Source organism: Agrobacterium sp. CG160-95, from assembly GCF_053521725.1.
In genome coordinates, this window is the sequence record NZ_JBNWDU010000003.1 from 359,646 (window position 1) to 382,200 (window position 22,555).

General features: G+C 59.7%; 20 protein-coding genes. 14 read left to right on the forward strand and 6 right to left on the reverse strand.

What is annotated here, in order from left to right:
* Positions 1-243 precede the first annotated feature (243 nt).
* From ACQZ63_RS13040 to ACQZ63_RS13090, 11 genes are all read left to right on the forward strand, one after another.
* Entirely contained in the window at positions 244-1,416 is a 1,173-nt protein-coding gene (locus tag ACQZ63_RS13040; RefSeq protein ID WP_019566988.1) for an ABC transporter substrate-binding protein, read from the forward strand.
* Positions 1,417-1,498: 82 nt separating this feature from the next.
* On the forward strand, positions 1,499-2,362 hold the full coding sequence (locus ACQZ63_RS13045; RefSeq protein ID WP_013762353.1) for a branched-chain amino acid ABC transporter permease: 864 nt from the start codon (positions 1,499-1,501) through the stop codon (positions 2,360-2,362).
* 1 nt (position 2,363) lies between these two features.
* Positions 2,364-3,371 carry a branched-chain amino acid ABC transporter permease gene (locus tag ACQZ63_RS13050; protein WP_025595027.1) on the forward strand — a complete coding sequence of 336 codons (1,008 nt, stop codon included), beginning with the start codon at positions 2,364-2,366 and terminating at the stop codon, positions 3,369-3,371.
* Positions 3,368-4,132: an ABC transporter ATP-binding protein gene (locus ACQZ63_RS13055; RefSeq protein WP_112154169.1), complete on the forward strand. Its 765-nt coding sequence runs from the start codon at positions 3,368-3,370 to the stop codon at positions 4,130-4,132. Before ACQZ63_RS13050 ends, ACQZ63_RS13055 begins: the two co-directional genes overlap by 4 nt.
* A complete protein-coding gene (locus ACQZ63_RS13060) occupies positions 4,113-4,829 on the forward strand; it encodes an ABC transporter ATP-binding protein (protein ID WP_004430985.1) in 717 nt (238 codons plus the stop codon). The genes ACQZ63_RS13055 and ACQZ63_RS13060 overlap by 20 nt, the downstream gene beginning before the upstream one ends.
* Positions 4,830-5,016: 187 nt before the next feature.
* Positions 5,017-5,832, forward strand: coding sequence for a MurR/RpiR family transcriptional regulator (locus ACQZ63_RS13065; protein ID WP_004430982.1), 816 nt, complete (start codon positions 5,017-5,019; stop codon positions 5,830-5,832).
* Between the two features lie 170 nt (positions 5,833-6,002).
* Positions 6,003-7,919, forward strand: a complete 1,917-nt coding sequence (locus tag ACQZ63_RS13070) for a bifunctional 5-dehydro-2-deoxygluconokinase/5-dehydro-2-deoxyphosphogluconate aldolase (RefSeq protein ID WP_448799254.1) — start codon at positions 6,003-6,005, stop codon at positions 7,917-7,919.
* A complete protein-coding gene (gene iolD, locus ACQZ63_RS13075) occupies positions 7,916-9,742 on the forward strand; it encodes a 3D-(3,5/4)-trihydroxycyclohexane-1,2-dione acylhydrolase (decyclizing) (protein ID WP_038495047.1) in 1,827 nt (608 codons plus the stop codon). Before ACQZ63_RS13070 ends, iolD begins: the two co-directional genes overlap by 4 nt.
* 1 nt (position 9,743) lies before the next feature.
* Entirely contained in the window at positions 9,744-10,652 is a 909-nt protein-coding gene (gene iolE / locus ACQZ63_RS13080; protein ID WP_065663301.1) for a myo-inosose-2 dehydratase, read from the forward strand.
* A gap of 100 nt (positions 10,653-10,752) precedes the next feature.
* On the forward strand, positions 10,753-11,565 hold the full coding sequence (gene iolB, locus ACQZ63_RS13085; RefSeq protein WP_333717962.1) for a 5-deoxy-glucuronate isomerase: 813 nt from the start codon (positions 10,753-10,755) through the stop codon (positions 11,563-11,565).
* A 234-nt stretch (positions 11,566-11,799) separates the two neighbouring features.
* Complete coding sequence (locus ACQZ63_RS13090; RefSeq protein ID WP_112493271.1) at positions 11,800-12,927, forward strand: Gfo/Idh/MocA family protein; 1,128 nt, start codon at positions 11,800-11,802, stop codon at positions 12,925-12,927.
* Positions 12,928-13,060: 133 nt separating this feature from the next.
* Here the strand turns inward: ACQZ63_RS13090 and ACQZ63_RS13095 are convergent, their stop codons facing one another.
* From ACQZ63_RS13095 to ACQZ63_RS13105, 3 genes are all read right to left on the reverse strand, one after another.
* Positions 13,061-14,023 (reverse strand): 2-hydroxyacid dehydrogenase, encoded by a 963-nt coding sequence (locus ACQZ63_RS13095; RefSeq protein ID WP_013762344.1) that lies wholly within the window; start codon positions 14,021-14,023, stop codon positions 13,061-13,063.
* A gap of 300 nt (positions 14,024-14,323) precedes the next feature.
* Complete coding sequence (locus tag ACQZ63_RS13100; protein ID WP_004430963.1) at positions 14,324-15,346, reverse strand: LacI family DNA-binding transcriptional regulator; 1,023 nt, start codon at positions 15,344-15,346, stop codon at positions 14,324-14,326.
* A 131-nt stretch (positions 15,347-15,477) separates the two neighbouring features.
* The gene (locus ACQZ63_RS13105; protein ID WP_004430960.1) at positions 15,478-15,987 is read right to left on the reverse strand and encodes a MarR family winged helix-turn-helix transcriptional regulator; all 510 of its coding nucleotides are present in this window, start codon (positions 15,985-15,987) and stop codon (positions 15,478-15,480) included.
* Positions 15,988-16,066: 79 nt separating this feature from the next.
* Here ACQZ63_RS13105 and ACQZ63_RS13110 point away from each other — a divergent pair, with 79 nt between their 5' ends.
* From ACQZ63_RS13110 to ACQZ63_RS13120, 3 genes are all read left to right on the forward strand, one after another.
* Positions 16,067-16,867 (forward strand): creatininase family protein, encoded by an 801-nt coding sequence (locus ACQZ63_RS13110; RefSeq protein WP_112291464.1) that lies wholly within the window; start codon positions 16,067-16,069, stop codon positions 16,865-16,867.
* Positions 16,868-16,982: 115 nt separating this feature from the next.
* The gene (locus ACQZ63_RS13115; protein WP_004430957.1) at positions 16,983-18,107 is read left to right on the forward strand and encodes a CobW family GTP-binding protein; all 1,125 of its coding nucleotides are present in this window, start codon (positions 16,983-16,985) and stop codon (positions 18,105-18,107) included.
* Positions 18,108-18,351: 244 nt separating this feature from the next.
* Positions 18,352-19,344 (forward strand): WD40 repeat domain-containing protein, encoded by a 993-nt coding sequence (locus ACQZ63_RS13120; RefSeq protein ID WP_448799256.1) that lies wholly within the window; start codon positions 18,352-18,354, stop codon positions 19,342-19,344.
* 217 nt (positions 19,345-19,561) lie between these two features.
* Here the strand turns inward: ACQZ63_RS13120 and ACQZ63_RS13125 are convergent, their stop codons facing one another.
* The 3 genes from ACQZ63_RS13125 to ACQZ63_RS13135 form a co-directional block, all read right to left on the reverse strand.
* Positions 19,562-20,743, reverse strand: coding sequence for an MFS transporter (locus ACQZ63_RS13125; RefSeq protein WP_013762339.1), 1,182 nt, complete (start codon positions 20,741-20,743; stop codon positions 19,562-19,564).
* Positions 20,744-20,933: 190 nt separating this feature from the next.
* Positions 20,934-21,581, reverse strand: a complete 648-nt coding sequence (locus tag ACQZ63_RS13130; RefSeq protein ID WP_004430952.1) for an outer membrane protein — start codon at positions 21,579-21,581, stop codon at positions 20,934-20,936.
* A 487-nt stretch (positions 21,582-22,068) separates the two neighbouring features.
* Positions 22,069-22,356: a hypothetical protein gene (locus ACQZ63_RS13135; protein ID WP_004430950.1), complete on the reverse strand. Its 288-nt coding sequence runs from the start codon at positions 22,354-22,356 to the stop codon at positions 22,069-22,071.
* Between the last annotated feature and the right edge of the window lie 199 nt (positions 22,357-22,555).

Below are 22,555 nucleotides of genomic sequence, written 5' to 3' on the forward strand. Positions count from 1 at the left end.
GGCATTTGGAAGCAGCATGCTGAAACGGGACCATTCGTGATGGCTGCAGCGGCTGCGGCAATTGAGAATCGCCAGACTATCCCTATTGTATGATCCAATATCGGGCAGAACCGGATAAGGCGGCGATCCATAACCATCAGGTTATTTATTGCCCCCTTTTTTTCATTTTACTTTGGCCATCGCACTTACCAGTTTGACTGGCTGGATCGGTGGAGGGAGCCACGGATCAATTGGGAGGAAATCATGAAATTACGGATCACCGCCGCAATCGCGGCCATCTGCTTCAGTTCCGTTGCCTATGCCGAGACGATCAAGGTCGGCGTGGTCGGCCCGTTCTCCGGCCCCTTCGCGCTGCAGGGCAAGAACTTCAAGGCTGGCATAGACGCCTGGTTTTCGCTTCACGGCAACAAGGTGGGCAATGACACTGTCGAAGTCGTCTACCGCGATGTGCCGCAGGCCGATCCGGCGCAATCCAAGGCGTTGGCGCAGGAGCTGGTTGTAAAGGAAGGCGTGCAATATCTCGCCGGCTTCTATTTTACGCCCGACGCCATGGCGGTTACGCCGCTTCTGAAACAGGGCAATGTGCCCATGGTCATCATGAATGCGGCCACATCGGCCATCGTTACCAAAAGCCCCTATGTGGTGCGCACCTCGTTCACGACATGGCAGACATCTACGCCCATCGCCAAGGTGGCTTTCGATGGCGGCGTCAAGAAGGTCATTTCGCTGGTCAGCGATTACGGCCCGGGCGTTGACGCGGAGAACGCCTTCAAGGCAGCCTTCACCGCCGCTGGCGGCGAAGTTGTGGAAAGCATTCGCATGCCGCTTTCCACCAATGATTTCAGCCCCATCATGCAGCGCGTGAAGGATTCCGGCGCACAAGGCGTCTTCGCCTTCCTGCCCTCCGGCCCGACGACGCTCGGCTTCGTGAAGGCCTTCAACGACAACGGCCTGAAATCATCAGGCATCAAGCTTTTCGCGCCGGGCGATCTTACACAGGAATCGGATCTGCCGGCCCTTGGCGAAGCAGCACTCGGCATGCAGACTACCTTCCACTATGCCGTCTCCCACGATTCACCCGAAAACAAGACCTTCGTGGAGGCCGCAACCAAGGCCATTGGCAATCAGAAGGAACTGTCCTTCCCCGCAGTCGGCGCGTTTGACGGCATGTATGTCATCACCAAGATGATCGAGGCGACCGGCGGCAAACAGGATGCGGAAAAGGCTGTCGAGGCGGTGAAGGGTCTTTCCTGGACAAGCCCGCGCGGCCCTGTCAGCATCGATCCGCAGAGCCGCCACATCACGCAGAACATCTATCTGCGCGAAGTCTCCAAGGGCGATGACGGCAATTATTACAACAAGGAAGTCCAGACTTTCGAAAAACAGGGCGATCCGGGCCTTGCCGCCGCCAAGTAAGCATTGAGACGGAAATGACCGGCGCCGCCTTTTGTGGGCGGCTCCGGCAAGCGCGCAATCGCATCGGGAGGAGCTTTCGAACATGCAGACGGTCTTCAGCATCCTTGTCGATGCGCTTGCCTATGGCATGGTGCTTTTCATCATCTCCATCGGCCTATCCGTGACAATGGGGCTGATGCGTGTGGTCAATCTCGCCCACGGCGCCTTCGCCATGATCGGCGGGTATCTCGCCTCCTATGCCGCCCATGGCCTCGGCCTTGGTTACGCGGCGGCAATCCTCGTTGCGATTGTCGGCACCATCGTGATCGCCATACCGCTTGAACGGTTTCTCTACCGGCGCATCTACGGCGCACCGGAACTGACGCAGGTGCTGATGACCATCGGCATCACCTTCTGCATCATCGGCATCGCCAATTTCGTGTTCGGGCCAACACTCAAAACCATTCCGCTGCCGCAGGAACTGGCCGGTCCCACCGATCTCGGGTTTCGCACCATCGCCACCCACCGCATCTTCGCCATCGTCGCTGGCCTCGTGGTGGCGGCGGCACTTTGGTTCACGTTCGAAAAGACCGCCTTCGGCATCAAGTTGCGGGCAGCGGTGGACAATGCGGCCATGGCAGCAGCCCTCGGCGTGCGCACCGAAATCATCTATGCCGTAAGCTTCGCCATCGCCGTCGGCCTTGCCGCCATGGGCGGCGTCATCGGCGCAGAATTGCTGCCGGTCGAACCCTATTACGCGCTGCGCTACATGGTCACCTTCCTGGTGGTCGTATCCGTCGGCGGCGCAGGCTCGATCCCCGGCGCGCTGATTGCCTGTCTGCTGCTCGGCGCCATCGATACGACCGGGCGGTATCTTGCCCCCGAATACGGCGAATTCTTCTTCTATCTGGCGGTCATCGTGATCATCACGCTGTTTCCGCGCGGCCTTCTCGGAAGGGCGAAATGAGATGGCGGTGCTCATGAACGACCTCACTGAAACGGCAAAACCGCCGAAGGCCCGCTCGCCCCTGCGCGCGATTGGCGGTCCGCTGCTCATCATCATCGCCGCCATCGCCGGTTACTTCCTGTTCCCGGATAATCTGGCGCTGTTGACGCGTATCATCGCGATAGCGCTTCTCGTGCTCTCCATCGATCTCGTTACCGGCTATTGCGGCGTGGCGACACTTGGCCATGCGGCCCTGTTCGGTGCCGGCGCCTATGCCGCCGGCATTGCCGCTGCCCACTACGGTATCACCGACCCGCTTCTCATGACCCTCATCGGCGCAGCAGTGGGCGGCATCGCGGGATTGCTGTCCGGCACCATTCTGTTGCGCGCGCACGGCCTGCCGCAGCTGGTGCTGTCCATCGCCGTCGTCCATCTTTTCCATGAGGCGGCCAACAAGGCGTCGGACTGGACGGGCGGCAGCGACGGGCTTGCCGGCGTCTCGCCCGATGCGCTGTTCGGCACCTTCGAATTCGATCTTTACGGCCGCACCGCCTATATCTACGGCGTCTGCCTGCTGCTTCTGGTTTTTCTGGCACTTCGCGTCGTCGTCAATTCGCCCTTCGGCATGCTGTGTCGCGGCGTCAAGCAGGACAGCATCCGCATTCAGGCCATGGGCGGTTCGGTCAATGGCACGATTTTGAAGATGTTCGTGATATCAGGCATCGTCGCCGGAATCGGCGGCGCGCTGAACGCCATCTCCACGCAGGTGGTCGGCCTCGACAGCCTCAGCTTCACGCTGTCTGCCGAAGCGCTGGTCATGCTGGTTCTCGGTGGCGCGGGCTCGCTTTATGGCGCGCTGATCGGCACCGTCACCTTCATGTGGTTCGAAGACGTCGTTTCCGCCGCCAATCCGTTCCACTGGCTCACAATCGTAGGCCTGCTTCTGATCGCCGTCGTGCTGTTTGCGCCGCGCGGCCTTTATGGCGCGGGCGAACAGATCATCGCGCGCCTGCGGGGAGATCGCAAATGAGCGCCATTTTCGAAGTTTCCGGCCTGCAGAAAAATTTCGGCGGTCTCGTCGTTACCAACAATGTCTCGCTGTCGCTTTCGCCCGGCGATCGCACCGTGCTGATCGGGCCCAACGGCGCCGGCAAGACCACCTTCGTCAACCTCGTTACCGGAAACATCAAGCCATCCGCCGGAACCGTGCGGATTGCCGGAGAAGACGTGACGGGGCTCAGCGCCAGTCAGCGCGTGAAGCGCGGACTTGTCCGCTCGTTTCAGGTGACGCGGCTGTTCCAGGACATGACGCCGGAGGAACATGTCGCACTCGCCATTCTGCAAAGGGAAGGCAGAACGGGCCGGATTTTCGGCCGTTACCGCTCCATGCCAACGGTGATGAGCGAGGCGCGCGACATTCTCGGAACGCTTGGCCTGCTTGCCATCGCCGAAACCCGCGTCCGTGAAATCGCCTATGGCCAGCAGCGGCTCATCGAGATCGCACTTGCCATGGCGCTCAGGCCCAAAATCCTGCTGCTTGATGAACCTGCCGCCGGCGTTCCCTCGACGGAAACGGCGCGTATCGAACAGGCGCTCGATCGCCTGCCCGCCGACCTCGCCATATTGATGATCGAACACGACATGGATCTGGTCTTCCGTTTCGCCAGACGTGTGGTCGTGCTCGCCGCAGGCGCCGTCATATTCGACGGTTCGCCTGGCGAAGTCACCAGCAACGCAGAAGTCCGCCAAGCCTATCTCGGAAGTTACGCCAATGCCCGCAGCGCCGCTTGAAATCGCCAACCTGACCGCCGGTTACGGCCCCACCCGTGTCATCGAGGGTCTGTCGCTCTCCGTTCCCGCCGGTTCGCGTTTCGCGGTGCTCGGACGTAACGGCGTTGGCAAGACAAGCCTGTTTGCCACGCTTGCCGGGCAGACGAAACGATTTGCCGGTGATATCCATCTCGGCGGGCAGGACATCACCGCCCTGCCAAGTGCTGCCCGCGCCCTTGCCGGTCTCGGTTACGTGCCGCAGACCCGCGATGTCTTTCCGACACTCACAGTCGAAGAAAACCTCTTCGTCGGCCTCAAGGGCCGGCCGAAATCGGCCATCGAGGAAGCTTACACGCTGTTTCCGCGCCTGAAGGAAAGACGCCGCAATCTCGGCTCGCAACTCTCCGGTGGCGAGCAGCAGATGCTTTCCACCGCCCGCACCATCCTCGGCCAGCCGCAGGTGCTGCTTCTCGATGAACCCCTCGAAGGTCTCGCCCCTGTTATCTGCGAGGAACTGATGGCGGCCTTCTCGAAACTCGCGCAATCGGGCGAAATGACCATTCTTCTCATCGAACAGCGCATCCAGATGGCCATCGACTTCGCCGACCACGCCATCATCATGGAACGCGGCCGCATCGTCTGGTCAGGACCGTCCGACGATCTTGCGGCGAACCCGGATATTGTTGATACGCATCTTGGCGTGGGTGGATTGCACTGATCCAAAAGCGTCAATCACCCCCTCTTCGTCGTTCCGGCCTCGAGCCGGAATGACGAAAGTTAACCCGATCACACACCGCAACAAACCCCGATCCCGCTTCATTGATCCGTTCGTAAAAAACACAATGGAATAAAAATTCCATTGCAGTTAAAGTGCACACGATTTCAATCTGCACAAAGGAACGACAATGACGGCAATCGATGCGCCAGACTCCGTGAAGGCTTTTGAGGAGCGGTTGCTTCAGGTCGCGGAAGGCCTGCCGAAACGATTACGTCAATGTGCAGATTATGTCGCGTCCAATCAGGATCGCATTGCCGTTTCCACCGTCGCCGAAATGGCAGAAGGTGCCGGCGTGCAGCCGTCTGCATTCATGCGCTTTTGCCAGATCATGGGTTTTTCCGGCTTTTCGGAGATGCAGCGCCTGTTTCGCGATTCCTATGTCGGCGGCTGGCCGGATTATGCGACCCGGCTGGACCACCTGCGCGAAAAGGGCGACGAGAGCGCGTCGGGCCTGTTGGCGGAATTCGTGGAGGCTGGCCGGTCCTCATTGGAAATGCTGCTGAAATCGGTCGATACACGGCAGCTTGACGAGGCGGTCTCGGCGCTGGCACAGGCGCGCACCGTGCATATCATCGGTTTGCGGCGCTCCTTCCCCATTGCCAGTTACCTCGCTTACGCCTTCGAGAAAATGAAGGTACCTGCGGTTTTGCACAGCGCCGTCGGTGGCCTCGGCAACCTCAGCGCCATCTCCCGCGACGATGCGCTGATTGCGATCACCTTCTCCCCCTATTCGGCTGAAACGCTGGAACTGGCGGAAATGGCCCGCGCCAATGGTATTCCGGTCGTCGCCATGTCCGATTCGGCCGTCAATCCGCTACGCAAGTCCGGCGCGACGCTGCTCACGGTAACGGAAATCGATTTTGGTGCATTCCGCTCGCTTTCCGCCACGCTCTGTCTCGCCATCACACTCGCTGTCGCTGTGGGAACACGCAAAACAGCCTGAATATTTTTATTGAAAACATAAAAAATAGAATTTATGATCCAAATTCATGAAACGGGCATTCCATAATTGTCCGTCTCGTGAATGCACCCGAAGGTGGTGAGACAGAAAGTGGGCGGAGGAGGCCCACTGGCATCAGGCTCCCTCAATGCGGGGTCCGAAGGAGGAAGCTTTTGAAAAAACTTGACCTTATCACGATCGGGCGCTCGTCGGTCGACCTTTATGGTTCGCAGGTCGGCGGCCGGCTGGAGGACATGGCCTCCTTTGCCAAATATATTGGCGGCTCCCCCACCAATATTGCGGCCGGCGCTGCGCGGCTCGGCCTTGCCAGTGCCGTCATCACCCGCGTTGGTGACGAGCATATGGGCCGCTTCATCCGTGAACAGCTGGTGCGCGAAGGCGTGGACGTACGCGGCGTGAAAACCGACCCGGAGCGGTTGACGGCGCTGGTGCTTCTCGGCATTCGCGACCAGAACCAGTTTCCGCTGATTTTCTATCGCGAGAACTGTGCCGACATGGCGCTCAGCGAAGACGACATCGATCCCGCCTTTATTGCCGAAGCAGGCTGTGTCTGCGCCACCGGCACGCATCTGTCGCATCCGAAGACGGAAGCGGCCGTGCTGAAGGCGCTGAAACTTGCCCGCGAAAACGGTGCGAAAACAGCGCTCGACATCGACTATCGACCCAATCTCTGGGGTGTTGCCGGCCATGGCGATGGCGAAAGCCGCTTCGTGGAATCGCAGAAGGTCACCGCCAAGTTGCAATCCACCCTGCATCTCTTCGATCTGATTGTAGGCACGGAAGAAGAATTCCACATTGCCGGCGGCTCGACCGATACGCTGGCCGCACTGAATGCCGTACGCAAGGTGTCGAACGCGACGCTGGTGTGCAAGCGTGGCCCGATGGGTGCTTCGGTTTTCGCCGGCGAAATTCCGGCAAGCCTGGACGATGGCGAGACGGGCGAAGGTTTCCCGATCGAGGTCTTCAATGTTCTCGGCGCGGGCGATGGTTTCATGGCCGGGCTTTTCCGTGGCTGGCTGCGCGGCGAGGACTGGCCGACAACGCTGAAATACGCCAATGCCTGTGGCGCCTTTGCCGTTTCCCGCCACGGCTGCACTCCCGCCTATCCGAGCTGGGAAGAGCTGCAATATTTCTTCAAGGCCGGCATCCGCAACAAGGCGCTGCGCAAGGATGAGGCGCTGGAACAGGTGCATTGGTCAACCAATCGCAAGGGCGAATGGGACACAATGCGCGTCTTCGCCTTCGACCATCGCATGCAACTGGAAGCGATCGCCGACGAACTCGGCATTAAACATGAGCGCATCGGCGCCTTCAAGAAGCTCTGCCTAGAGGCCGCGCAAACGGTCGCCGGTGGCAAGGCGGGTTACGGCATTCTCTGCGATGGCCGCCTCGGACGCGATGCGCTTTTCGCAGCCAGCGGCTCCGGTCTGTGGATAGGCCGGCCGGTGGAATGGCCGGGTTCGCGCCCGCTGACGCTGGAACCGGAACTCGGCAAGGATTTCGGCGGGCTTTCCGAATGGCCGCTGGAAAATGTCGTCAAGGTTCTGTGCTTCTATCACCCGGATGATACCGACGAAATGCGCGCCGCGCAGGAGGAGACGGTGATGCGTCTGTTCCAGGCGACACGCCGCAACCGGTTGGAAATGCTGCTCGAGGTCATTCCCTCCAAGGTCGGCCCGACCGACGATCTGACCGCCGCGCGCATCATCGAACGCTTCTACGAGATCGGCGTTTATCCCGACTGGTGGAAACTGGAGCCGATGAAAACCAGAGCCGCCTGGAAAAATGCCTGCGACGCCGTGCATCGCAACGATCCTTACGTGCGCGGCATCGTCGTTCTTGGTCTCGACGCACCGCAAAGCGAGCTGGAGGAGAGCTTCCGCCTTGCCGCCGGTTTCGATCTGGTCAAAGGTTTCGCGGTTGGCCGCACGATTTTCGCCGACGCCGCGCGGGGTTGGCTCGGTGGCAAGATCACCGATGAGGAAGCGGTGAAGGACGTGGCGCAGCGCTATACCAGCCTGTGCCGCATATGGGATGAGGCGCGCGCCAAAAAGGGAGAGGCAGCGTGAAGACAATCAGATTGACGGCTGCGCAGGCTATGGTTCGTTACCTCGCCGCGCAGATGAATGAGCATGGCGAGACCTATATTGCCGGTGTCTGGGCCATCTTCGGCCATGGCAATGTCGCCGGAATCGGCGAGGCGCTTTATGGCATTCGCGAGGAACTGCCGACCTATCGCGGCCAGAACGAGCAATCCATGGCGCATGCGGCGATTGCCTATTCCAAGCAGCTGCGTCGCCGGCGGGCAATGGCGGTCACCTCCTCCATCGGCCCCGGTGCTGCCAACATGGTAACAGCGGCAGCGCTCGCCCATGTCAACCGCCTGCCGGTTCTTCTCATCCCCGGCGATGTCTTCGCCAATCGCGGTCCCGACCCCGTGCTCCAGCAACTGGAGGATTTCGGCGACGGCACGATGACGGTGAATGACTGCTTCCGCCCGGTTAGCCGTTATTTCGATCGCATCATGCGCCCGGAACAATTGCTGACCGCCCTTCCCCGCGCCATGCGCACCATGACGGACCCGGCCGATTGCGGCCCGGTAACGCTTGCCTTCTGCCAGGACGTGCAGGCGGAAGCTTATGATTATCCCGTCAGCTTCTTTGAAAAGCGCGTCTGGCGTCAACGCCGCCCGGAACCGGATGTGGTGGAATTCGAAGAGGCCGTTGCCGCGCTGAAGGCTGCGAAGAACCCCGTCATCGTTGCCGGCGGCGGTGTGCATTTTTCCGGCGCCACCGAAACGCTGAAGCGTTTTGCGGAAACCCATTCCATCCCGGTCGTCGAAACCCAGGCCGGCAAATCGGCACTGGCGTGGGATCACGATCTCAATTTCGGCCCGGTCGGCGTCACGGGTGCCGAAAGCGCCAATATCATAAGCGAGAAAGCCGATCTGGTGTTCGGCGTCGGCACCCGCTTTCAGGACTTTACCACCGGTTCCTGGGCGCTGTTCAAGAACCCGGACCGCAAGATCCTCGCCCTCAACGTGCAGCCCTATGACAGCGCCAAGCATGATGCGATCAGCCTGACGGCGGATGCGAAGATCGGTCTCGAAAAACTGTCAGCCGCGCTTGGCAGCCACCGCTTCACGGCACCGGATGCCAAGCTCAAGGCGGCATGGTTCGAGAAGGCCGATGCCGATACGGCGGCACCGGGTGAGGAAAACGCCAACAGCCTGCCCACCGACATGCAGGTGATCGGCGCCGTGCAGCGCCAGTCGCGCGACAATACCGTCGTCATGTGTGCAGCGGGCACCATGCCGGGTGAACTGCATCAGTTGTGGAAATCCAAGCTGCCGCTTTCCTATCACATGGAATACGGCTTCTCCTGCATGGGCTATGAGGTTGCCGGCGGCCTCGGCATCAAGATGGCGGAACCGGACAGGGACGTGATCGTCATGGTCGGCGACGGCTCCTATATGATGATGAATTCCGAGCTTGCGACATCGGTTGCCATGGGCGTCAAGATCACGCTCGTCATCACCGATAACCGCGGTTACGGCTGCATCAACCGGCTGCAAATGGAAACCGGCGGCGCGGAGTTCAACAACCTCTACGCCCACACCAACGTCAACCCCATCGCCATCGACTTCGTCGCCCATGCCGGCTCTATGGGCGCGGATGCGCGCAAGGTTTCCACCATCGCCGAGCTGGAAGCGGCGCTTGCGTCCGCTCGCGAATCCAGCCGCACGACTGTCATCGTCATCGATACCGACCCTTATCCGACCCCGCAGGCCGGTGGCCACTGGTGGGATGTGGCGGTACCCGAAGTTTCCGACCGGGCCGAAATCGGACCGGCGCGCGCGCGCTACGAAAACCATATCAAGGAAAGACAATAAGATGATCCGTTACGGAACCAACCCGATTGCCTGGTCCAACGACGACGACCGCACGCTGGGCGCCCATATCAGCCTTGAACAATGCCTCGACGAAACCGCCAAGATCGGCTTCGACGGCATCGAGAAGGGCCACAAGTTCCCGACTGACCCGGAAGGCCTGAAGGGTGTGCTTGCGCCGCGTGGCCTTTCCTTCGTCTCCGGCTGGCATTCGCTGAACCTTTTGACCGACAGCATCGAATCCGAAAAGAAGGCCATGCAGCCGGCGCTCGATCTGCTGAAAGCCATGGGCTCGAAAGTCATCATCGTCTGCGAGACCTCGAACGCCATTCACGGTGCCGACGACACGGCGCTGGTCGACCGTCCGCGCCTTGCGGCTGAAGATTGGGCGAAGTTCGGCGCGGGTGTGGAGGCGCTGGCGGCCTATGCTGCCGAACAGGGCATCACCCTAGTCTACCATCACCACATGGGAACCGTGGTCGAGAGCGAAGACGAGATCGACCTTCTGATGAAGCATACCGGGCCGAAGACCCATCTGCTGCTCGATACCGGCCATTGCCTGTTCGGCGGCGGAGATCCCGTGCGCGTCGCGCAGAAATACATGCACCGCGTCGGCCATATCCACGCCAAGAACGTGCGGCCGGTGATTGCCGATCAGGTTCGGAACGAGCGGCTTTCCTTCCTCGAAGGCGTTCGCCGCGGTGTGTTCACCGTGCCGGGTGACAGCGAGGGCGGCGTAAACTTCCCGCCGGTTCTGAAAATTGCCGCCGAGCACAATTACAGCGGCTGGCTGGTCATCGAGGCCGAACAAGACCCCGATGTGCGCAACCCCTTCGAATATCAGAGCCTCGGCCTGAAATCGCTGAAGGCGTTTGCCCGCGAGGCCGGGCTGGACAAGGCTCAGGCGGCTTGAGGCCCTATACTCCCTCATTCCTGTGACAAGCACAGGGATGAGGGAAACGCGGGAATAGCCGCCCGAAAAATTGAACGACTGACCAAAAAGGAACACCACCATGACCTCACTTCTGCGCAAGCCGGTCGCGACAAGCGGCAAGGTGCACGACATCACGCCCCAAAGCGCGGATTGGGGTTATGTCGGTTTCGGCCTTTATCGTCTGAAGCCGGGCGAGACGGCGGCAGAAAACACCGGCGATAAGGAAGTCATTCTGGTGCTTGTCGAAGGCAAGGCGAAGATTTCCGCCGGGGGCAAGGAGTTCGGTGAACTCGGCGACCGCATGAACGTGTTCGAGCGCAAGCCGCCGCACTGCGTTTATGTCCCCGCCGGCTCCGAATGGTCGCTGACGGCCACGACGGATTGCACCGTCGGTGTCTGCACCGCACCGGGTGAAAAAGGTAGCCGCGAAGCGCAACAGATCGGTCCCGATGGCGTGCAACTGACCGAGCGCGGCAAAGGCGCCAATACGCGCTACATTTTCCCCATCGCCATGGAAGAACGCGATGTCGCCGATAGTCTCCTGGTGACGGAAGTGTTCACCCCGTCGGGCAACTGGTCGTCCTATCCGCCGCACCGGCATGACGAAGACAATTACCCCGATATGACCTATCTGGAAGAGACCTATTATCACCGGCTCAACCCGGCGCAGGGTTTCGGTTTCCAGCGCGTTTTCACCGAGGATGGGTCGCTGGACGAGACCATGGCTGTAGCGGACGGCGATGTCGTGCTGGTTCCCAAGGGACACCACCCCTGCGGCGCGCCTTATGGCTACGAGATGTATTATCTGAACGTGATGGCCGGGCCGATGCGCAAATGGCGCTTCAAGAACCACCCCGATCACGACTGGATTTTCAAGCGCGACAATCCCTGAGGCACGCCGCAACACCCTCATTCCTGTGCTTGTCACAGGAATCCAGCCGGCGCGCGTCTGCGCGACGGGAAGAGTCCTTTCAGCCCAATGACTTGGGCTGGCTGGATCCCTGTGACAAGCACAGGGATGAGGGCCGTGGGACCATATCGACTCTGCCGCTATACACAGTGCTTCAAGAACAGCATAAATTATTAAACCACTGATTTCATTCTAATAACTTCGGGAGAAGAGACCATGGCCGCTCTTGGCGTTGGCCTTATTGGCACGGGTTACATGGGCAAGTGCCACGCTTTGGCGTGGAACAACGTAACCAGCGTTTTCGGCGATGTGGAGCGTCCACGACTGGTCACACTGGCAGAGGTCAATCCCGAGCTTGCGGCGAAGAAAGCCGCCGAGTTCGGTTTCGCCCGCTCGACCGGCGACTGGCGCGATCTGCTTGCCGATCCTGAAATCGATGTGATCTCGGTCACCACACCCAATGCCTTTCACCCCGAAATGGCGATTGCCGCCCTTGATGCCGGCAAACACGTCTGGTGCGAAAAGCCGATGGCGCCTGCCTTCACGGATGCCATGAAGATGCGCGATGCGGCCCGCCGTTCGGGCAAGGCGGCGGCCATGGGCTACAACTACATCCAGAACCCTGTCATCCGCCATATGCGCCGCCTTATCGACGAAGGCGCGATCGGCAATGTCTACCATGTCCGTGCGGAAATGGATGAGGACTTCATGGCGGATGCCACCCAGCCCTTCTACTGGAAGAGCGAAGCCTCCTCCGGCTATGGCGCGCTGGATGATTTCGCTGTTCATCCGCTGTCACTTCTGTTTTCCCTTTTCGGCCATGCCGAAAGCGCGATCACCGATATGGTGAAGCCTTACGAGACGCGGCCGCTAAGTGGCGGCGGCGAGCGCGCTGTGGAAACGCATGATCTTGCCAGCGTGCTTCTGAAGCTCGAAGGCGGCATTTCGGCGGTGCTGATCGCCAACCGCTCGGCCTGGGGCCGCAAGGGCCGTATCGCCATCCAGATTTACGGCTCCACCGGCTCGATCCTTTTCGACCAGGAGCGGATGAACGAATTCCAGCTCTACACCACGGACGGGCGCCCGGAGGAGCAGGGTTTCAGAACCGTTCTCGCCGCCCCTCACCACAAGCCGTATGACCGCTTCATCCCCGCCCCCGGCCACGGGCTCGGCTTCAACGATCTGAAGGTGATCGAGTGCCGGGAACTGATCGCGGCCATCGAGGGCAAGACGGCGCATATCATCGACTTCGAGGAAGGCCTGAAGATCGAGCGCAGCATTCATGCCATGGCCCGGTCCTTCGCCGAGGGACGATGGGTCGCGACGAGTGAGATTGCGGAATAGGCGGAGGCGGGGTTAGCGCGGAACGTTGCCTCTTTCGTCATGCTCGGGCCTGTCCCGAGCATCTGCAACCGATTGATTTAACGCTACGTGGTTGAATCCTCGGGACAAGCCCGAGGATGACGGCGGAGAGGTGTTATCCCTTAACCGGCGTTTCCGGCACCGGCGTCAGCACCTTGCCATCCCTAAACCAGCCGAGAATATTGTCGGCCACCAGATCGGCCATCGCATTGCGCGTCGGGATGGACGCAGAGGCGACGTGCGGCAGCAGGGAAACGTTCGGCAGTGACAGGAATGCTTCCGGCACCTTCGGTTCGGCGTAGAACACATCGAGACCGGCAGCACCCACCGCACCGCTCTTGAGGGCCTGCAAAAGCGCATCCTCATCGACGCTGGAGCCGCGTCCGACATTGATGAACACGCCCTGCGGACCAAGTGCCGAGAGGATTTCCGCGTTGATCGCCTTGTGCGTTTCAGGGGTGCCGGGCACGATGCAGATCAGCGTGTCGACAGCCTGCGCCATCTCCTTTAGCGAACCGTAATAGGTATAGGGCAGGCCATCGCGCTTGCTGCGGGTATGATAGCCGATCTCCACCTTGAATGGCTCCAGCCGCTTGGCAATTTCCTGGCCAATGCGGCCCATGCCGAACAGGCCGACCTTGCGGCCGCGCAGGGAAAACGGCGAAAGCGCGAAGGGCCCTTCGCCAACCCATTTACCCTCACGCAGCCAGGTTTCGGCCTGATAGAGACGACGAACCGTGTTGATCAGCAGCGCAATCGTCGTGTCCGCAACTTCGTCGTTCAGCACATCGGGCGTATTGGTCACCACGATACCGCGCGTGGCGGCATGTTTGGCATCAACGCCATCGTAACCGACGCCGAAATTGGCAATGATCTCGAGTTTCGGCAGCGCATCGATCCATTTGGCATTGACGACGCCTGAAACGGCGATGGCATTAATGCGCTCAGCCGCACCATCAGGCAGAACCGGCTCAGCACCGGCGGGCACTGTCACGATCTCGACCTTGCCTTCGAGGCGTTCGAGCACGCGCGGGTTGATCTTGCCGGGAACGAGAACGACGGCTTGTCTGTCAGACATGGGTGGATATTCCTCCTGATTGCATTCCGATATCGTCAGAGCGGATTCATCGGCGAACCACTCGCCATCCCGCTCTTCTGGGCCGCGATCTTTTCAAACAACGGCGGCCGTGAAAAGGGCAATAAGGGGAAGCTATGGGGGCAGACGGAAGTTTCATGCCGTTTTTTTTACGCGCCCGCCTCCGTCATGCCGGACTTCAGGCGCGCGTCGGCGGGGCGCAAAGAGTCTTTCCAGCTCAAGGGCTTGAGCTGGCTGGCTTTAGGCTGAAGGCCGGAATGACGAAAGAGAGAGAAACGCTGCTCAAACCCTCGGACGCACCGGCCCTGTCGACTGGCGGATGCGCATTTCCGGCTTGATGAGGTGCACGCCATCCGGCTCGTGGCTGCCCGCCAGCCTGTCCAGAAGCGCGCGCGCCGCAAGGCGCCCCACCTCGGCCTGTCCGTTGGACACCGTGGTCAGCGCCGGCGTGGCGATGGCCGCCTCCTCCAGATCGTCGTAACCCGTCACGGAAATATCCACGCCCGCCACCAGTCCGGCGCGCGAAATGCCGTTCATCAGGCCGATGGCAACCAGATCGTTCCAGCAGACGGCAGCGGTGGGCTTCTGCGGCAGCGACAGGAAATGCACGGCGGCCTCGAAACCGCCCTGCTTGGAGCGTGGGCCGGGAATACGCAGGTTCGGATCGACCTCGATTCCCGCCTTGCGCAGCGCGTTGACATAACCCTGATAACGATCGCGGCCGGTCGAGGTCTGGTCGGTACCACCAACCATGGCGATGGTGCGATGGCCAAGACTGATCAGATGATTGGTCGCAAGCGAAATACCATAGCTGTCGTCGCCGCGATAGGTCGGCATGTCGACGCCCTCGAGCGAGCGGGCCACCAGAATGGCGGGCATGCCGTTTTCCTCAGCCAGCGTCATGTCCTCGATCGGCGTGCCGATGGCGGGCGACATGATGATACCATCAGAACCTAGTTGCAGCAGCGTTTCGATGAAGGTGCGCTGTTTTTCAACCGAATCATAATGGTTGGACAGAATGAAGGTCTGGCGGCTGCGATCCAGCTCGGTTTCGATGGCCTTGAGAATTTCCCCATAAAACGGGTTCATCACATCGTGGAACACCACGCCGATAATGCCGGAGCGCGAGGTGCGCAGGCTGGCGGCCCGGCGGTTGTAGATGTAGCCGAGCGCCCGGGCCTGTTCCTTGATCTTGTCGCGGGTGTCAGAGGCGACCAGCGGACTGTCGCGCAATGCAAGGGAGATGGTGGCAGTCGATAGACCGAGGCTTTCGGCGATTGTCGACAGTTTGATCTTTTGTGCCACGGCATTTCTCCCCAAACCCATGTCATTGACAGACGTTTCTGTTTAAATCGCAATTAAACAATTTAAACAAAATCCGCAACCGATTTAAGGAATATCAACAAAAAGACAGTGGTTTTTAAAAACTCAACAAATTATTGAAGGTTGGTATCGATCACCTTGAGAAGTTTAACCACCGTCCTGATGTCCTTGGCCGAAAGCCCCTCAATCGCCCGCGCACCGCAATTTGCGATCGATACGTTGATATGTTCGACGCTTTTCAGGCCTGTCTCCGTCAGTTTCACCAGTGTTACGCGGCCATCCTCGTCATCGCCACTGCGCTCCACGAAGCCCTGGGCTTCCATGCGGCCGATGGTTCGCGTCATGGTCGGCGCCTTGACACCAAGTTTCTGGGCGATCTGCCCAGGCGTGAGGCTGCCTTCCTGCGCCAACGCCAGAATAACGCCGTCCTGCCCGGCATAAAGGCCGCTTTCGGCAAGGCTGTGGCTCAGCGCCGTGCGCATGGAACGGGCGGCCTGGGTGATGGATTGCGCCAGTTCCTCAGGGTTGAAATTCTCATCCCTCTTCTTGGCGTCCTTTACTTTCTTGGTGCCCTTGTCCTTTTTGGCGCCCTTGTCCTTATGCCCAGTTTTGTCCTTGCTCATATGCGAGTGCCTTTTACCCTGTGGCGGAACCGATATATGTTGCTGGAAATCCTTACCGAATGCACGCGCGGACTGCCAGATGCCAAACTCATACACGCATTATCACGACGAAAACGTAACAGACCCTCATCTTCGCGCAACAGGTGCAATTTCAGTGCTGCCGCTCGGTGCGCACGAACAGCACGGGCCGCACCTGCCCTTTGAGACAGACACGCTGATTGCGACGGGCATTGTCTCCCGTTTGGCTGCTGTTTTGCCCGCCGGTCTGCCGGTCTCCTTCCTGCCGGTGGAGCCCGTTGGATATTCCATCGAGCACATGAATGTGCCGGGCACGAAGTCGTTGCGTTACGATGAGGCCGTTGAGCGCTGGCTCGGCATTGCTAAGGCCGAATATGAAAAAGGCGTGCGCAAATTCGTGATGTTGAACGCCCATGGCGGCAATTCGCCATTAATGACCATCGTCGCCACCGAGGCGCGCGCCCGCTTCGGTATGCTGGCGGTCGCCACCAGCTGGACTCGTTTCGGCGTGCCGGTGGATATCGTGAAGCCTGAAGACAAGGCGATCGATATCCATGGTGGAGATATCGAGACGTCGGTCATGCTGGCGCTTTGCCCGGAGCGGGTGGCGATGGAAAAAGCCGCCAACTTCCCCTCCCGCCAGAGCGATTTCGCCAGCCGTTTCAGGCATCTGCGTGCCTATGGTCCACACGCTTTCGGTTGGCTTATGGGCGACCTGAACCCTGATGGCGTTGCCGGAAACGCCGCGGCCGCCTCAGCCGAGAAGGGCGAAAGGATCATTTCCCATGCCGTTTCGGGCCTTGTCGAACTGCTTGAAGACGTCCACGCTTTTGACATAACGTTATTTCATAACAAAATTTGAAAAACTGCGCCGAAACCAGCCAGAATCCCTTTGAACTGCCCGAACGTCGCGCCTATATGGACGTCGACACTTATTCCTTGAGGCCTCAACCGGCCTTTCTCCACGCGAGGTTTCCATGACCGAAACAGCACCAGCCAAGCCCATTCCAGTCACCGTCCTGACGGGATATCTAGGCGCCGGCAAGACGACGCTTCTCAACCGTATCCTGTCCGAGAACCACGGCAAGAAATACGCTGTCATCGTCAACGAATTCGGCGAGATCGGCATCGACAACGATCTGATCGTCGAATCCGACGAAGAAATCTACGAAATGAACAATGGCTGCGTCTGCTGCACGGTGCGCGGCGACCTCATCCGCGTGGTCGAAGGCCTGATGCGCCGGCCCGGCCGATTCGACGGCATCATTGTCGAGACCACTGGCCTTGCCGATCCCGTTCCGGTCGCCCAGACCTTCTTCATGGATGACGACGTGCGCGCCAAGACCGAGCTTGACGCCGTGGTCGCACTTGTCGATGCCAAGCACCTGCCGCTGCGCCTGAAGGACAGCCGCGAAGCCGAAGACCAGATCGCTTTTGCCGATGTCGTTATCGTCAACAAGACCGATCTCGTTTCGCCGGAAGAAGTCGCCCGCATCGAGGATATCGTGCGCGCCATCAATCCCTCTGCGCGCATCTACAAGACCACCCGTTCCGGCGTCGATCTCGCCCGCGTTCTCGACCAGGGCGCCTTCAATCTGGAACGTGCGCTCGAAAACGATCCGCACTTCCTCGAGCACGGCCACGAGGATCACGCGTGCGGTCCTGATTGTGACCACCACCACCATGATCATGGGCACGATCACGGACATGACCACCATCATCACGACCATGATCACGCGCACCACGATCATGACCACGGCCACGATCACCACCACCATGGCGCGGCCTCCCCGATCCATGACGTGACGGTGCAGTCGGTGTCGCTGCGCGGCGGCGAAATGAACCCTGAGCGCTTCTTCCCGTGGATCCAGAAGGTCACCCAGACGGACGGCCCGAACATCCTGCGCCTCAAGGGTATCATCGCATTCAAGGGCGATGCGGAACGTTACGTGGTGCAGGGCGTGCACATGATCATCGAGGGCGATCACCAGCGCCCGTGGAAGGAAGGCGAAAAGCGCGAAAGCCGCCTTGTCTTCATCGGCCGCGAACTCGACCGCGAAAAGCTGGAAAAGAGCTTCAACGCCTGCCTCGCCACGGCTTGACATCCTTGACGGGGCACCGTGCCACCCTTGGCGTTTTCGGTGCCCTTCCTCACTTTCGACGTCATCCTCGGGCTTGACCCAAGAAGCCATTGCCGCCAGCATATGGATGGTCGAGTGATCCCCGGGTATGACCCGAGGACCGACCTTGACGCCACGGGTTGAAACCGCACCAACGGGTCTTCCCGACCTGGTCTGCGGCCGAAATCCATCAATGACAAACACATAGACGAAAGACCGATGCCCCATGCCGACTGTTGCCCCGCTTGATATCGAAGGCCACGTGGTCTCGACCCATTTTCTCGGCGACATTCCGCTGTTTGCCACCGCCGCCGGCACCATTCACCGGCTGGATGGCGGCGAGAAGGTCAATGAGGCGCATGAGGGTCTGCTGACCTGCATCCGCGATCCCTATAGCGCCACGCTGCTTTCCGGCGGCGAAGATGGGCGCGTGCTGCGCATTGGCCATGATGGCAGCCTCAGCGAGATCGCCAATGTGCCGCGCAAATGGGTGGGCGTCGTTGCCGGCGGACCGCAGAAGGCGGTCGCTTATGGCGTCGGCAAGTCCAGCTTCGTGCGCCTCTCGGACGGCACGGTCAAGGAATTCAAGGAAGAACGCACGGTGGAGGCAATAGCCTTCGCGCCCAAGGGCCTGCGCATTGCCGTTGCACGCTATAACGGCGTGACGCTGCATTGGGTGGCGAGTGCAGGCGATCCGGTCGATCTGGAATGGAAAGGTGCCCATACCGGCGTCACCTTCTCGCCTGACGGTAAGTTCCTCGTCACCACCATGCAGGAAAACGCCCTGCATGGCTGGAAGATGGAGGCCACCAAGGGCGGCATGGAAGCCCGCCATATGCGCATGACGGGTTATCCCGCCAAGGTGAAATCCGTTTCGTGGTCGGCAAAGGGCAAGTGGCTCGCCTCATCAGGTGCCCCGGCCGCGATCGTCTGGCCGTTTTCCGGCAAGGACGGCCCGATGGGCAAGGCACCCGAAGAACTTGGCAGCCGCGCCAACATCATGGCTACCAATGTCGCCTTTCACCCGCTGGAAGATGTGCTGGCCATTGGCTTCATTGACGGCATGATCCTCGGCGTGCGGCTTGCGGATGGCAAGGAAGCCCTGCTTCGCCGCCCCGGCAAGGGCGCCATTACCGGCATGGACTGGAGCGCCACCGGCAAACTGCTCGCATTTGCCTCCGAGGCAGGCGACTGCGGCATTGTCGATATTTCGGCGTAAGGACAGCAACAGGCGCACGTCCGGTTTCGACGGATGGCTCGATACGGCTCAATATCTGCCCTCATTCCTCTGCTCGTCACGGGAATCTAGACAGCCCAATTCCTTGGGCTGAAAGGGGCTCTTTTCGCCACGCAGACGCGCATCGACTGGCTTACTGTGACAAGCACAGGGATGAGGGCTGATAGGTGTCAGCGCCAGAAACCTCGGCGTTGTCTCGCTATTCGCTGACCTGACGCCGCGTCAGGAACAGCAGCAGCAGGGCTGCCCCTGCACCAACCGAAGCAAGTCTGATCGACGTACCGAAGCTCGCATATTGCGACACAAACCCCATAAGCGGCACCGCAAACAACCCGGCAAGGAAAATGGAATTCATGTAGAGCGCGGTCGCCCGCGCGGTGCGTCCGCGCGCAAAGCCCTGCACGAAGGTGAGGCACGTTCCGGCGCAAAGCCCGTAATAGGCCCCTTCAAGTGCTGCTCCGAACAACATGGCCGGAAGGGTCTGGACCGAGGCTATGACGTTGAAGGCGACGATTGCCATCACCGCAGAGATACAAAGAAGGATGCGAGCGCTGACCCGGCGCATGATCCTTGGCGCAAGCAGGATCAGCAGAACCTCCATCGCGCATTTGACGCTGAGCGACAGGCCCGGCACGTAATCCGGCAGGCCCACCTCGCGCACCAGAAATACCGGCAGGGCCGAGGCGCACAGGGCGTGGGCGAAAGACATGCAGAAGCTGGCCGCCGCCGCCATCAACAGCGGCAGGTTGCGCCGCGTATCGTTGTCGCCCTCTTTCCGTCGTTCCATCGGGCATGTCTGGCCGCGCGGCACGAAGGCAAGGGCAAGCCCGCCCCAGATGGCCGCCATCAGCATGGCATTCATGAACACGGCCTGCGCACCGGCAAGATCGAGGATCAGATAGGCGGCGGCCGGAAGCAGCATCCATGCCAGCGACACCATTGTCCGCAGAAAGGCGTTATAGGCAGGTGCATCCAGTGCTTTTACCCGACCATAATAGCGACCATAACTGAAAATCAGGGTACTGGCGGCGTTGGAAAGCCCCATTCCCGTTGCCGTCACCGCCACGAGCAATGCCAGATGCCCGGAGGTCGCCGCCGCCGCTGCGATAAAAGCACCAAACACAGAGAGCAGTAGCAATGGCCGCACGCGCACACCGGCATCGACACGTTCGCCATAAGTGCGGCTGGCGATGATCGAAGCAACCATTGCCGTCACGCTGTAGAGACCAAGCGTGGCGGGCGGGTGACCGAGGACCTGTATGATGTAAAAACCGATAAATGGCACAACAGCCGCATTGGTGCCGCCGGCGATGAAGACCAGCACGGCAATCATATAGGCCTGACGATCAAAAACGCCCGGCGAGGTGTTTTTCTGTAGCATGGGAGAATCGACTGGAGATCGGCAGCGGGAAGTGGATTGATGCCACCATCACACCATAAGGGTATGCTGTTCAAGCCCGAGCGGAAGGCGATGTGTGTTTTCGCTCGTTACGAAGCGCGCCACCCCTGTTTCCCTGAGCACCGGGGCGTCGCAGCGCTTGCGCCGCCCCTTGTCGAAGACGGAAAAACCGTCAGAACTTCACGCCAAGGCCAACCTTGACGACATGTTCGCTGACATCGCCGGTCGAAGTGATCGGACCGGTATGGTAGGTTGCCTTGCCGAAGTCGTTGTAACGATATTCGACGCGTCCAAACAGGTTGTTGGTAAAGGCATAGTCTACACCCGCGCCGACCGTCCAGCCGTGCAGCACCTTGCTGTCCTCACCGAAGGGCGCCTTCACTTCGCTGTCCGTCGCGGTGTAGCCGGCAGCGGTGTAGATCAGCGCCCGGTCGATTGCATAACCGGCGCGCAGACGCGCGGAGCCGTTCAGGCCTGCGGAAACCTCGCTGGTGACGATGGTCTTGTCGCCCCAGGCATAACCGAGATCGCCCTCGACACCCAGAATGATGGAGGGGGCCACTTCAGCGTTATAACCAGCGAAACCGGAAAAACGGCCGCCGTCAAATTCATGCTTCGTGGTGACACCGAAAGTGGTCGACTTCACGCGGTTCCAGCCATAACCGGCGGAGGCACCGACATAAACACCGTCCCAGGAAAAGGCAGGTGCAACATCGTTGACGACCGGTGCCGCTGGAATATCGCCGACGGCGTCGGCGGCAACGGATGCGTCAGAAAGAATGCCGAGCAGGCCGAGAGCGAGAAGAGATTGTTTCAACATGCGATAGCTCCTTGAAAATACCATCCCGGCACCTGCGTGATGCGAGTTTTCGCGACCAGAAACGCAGCGTAATGACGGGGTTGACGCACCCCTAGATTGAAGAACATCGTGGTTAAAATCGCGTAAACGGTACGGACAAAAAGGCGCTTGCAGAACGTATTCCCGTTAACATTGCCAATATTTATCAAATATAAATCAGAACTCACGCGGATGATCCCGAACCGTGCGTCCCGACATATGACGACAGCGATCGCATCACAAAACCCTCATGAGTAGTGGCCATCCCGCAGTTTTGTGTGTGCAGTCATTGGCGGCCACACAAACAAAAAAAGGGAGCCCGAAGGCCCCCTTGGAGTCATGCGATGCGCCGTTTGTTATTTCCGGAAGCACCGTGTGTCCTACACACGTAGCTGGAGGACTGCTTCCGGCTTATATCCTGCGCGCATCGTTCACGCCGAAAATCCCTGTCGATTTTCGATCTGCACCATTAGTGGCGACGCTTTTTGCCGCCATCGTTCTTGTTGTCGATGACATCGACGGAAGTCTTGTTGCCGTTGAGAAGGCCATTCAGGATACCGGTCTTGTTGCCGTTCAGAATCCCGTTATTGGACAGGATACCGCTGACACCCAGATCGATGCTTGGCGACACGACGACGAGTGCGCCGCCCTTGTTGCTGTTTCCGGACAGGATACCGCCCAGCAGACCACCGGCATTGGCTTGACCAACGGAAGCGACAGTAAGAACAGCGGCTATGCAAGCAAATTTGGCAATCATTTCTCTCTCCTCTTATGTTTGATCACGCCCCATGGCGTAGTCGAACTGTATATTTAGAGGATTCTAATTCAAGCAAAGCCTAATATTACAATAAATAATTAACTTTAATACTGGTGATTTTAATTAAGTTTTACGCGATTGGCGCCGGTCTATTCTCCTGAAATTTCCGTGGAATACACCATGACTTCCGGCCTCGACA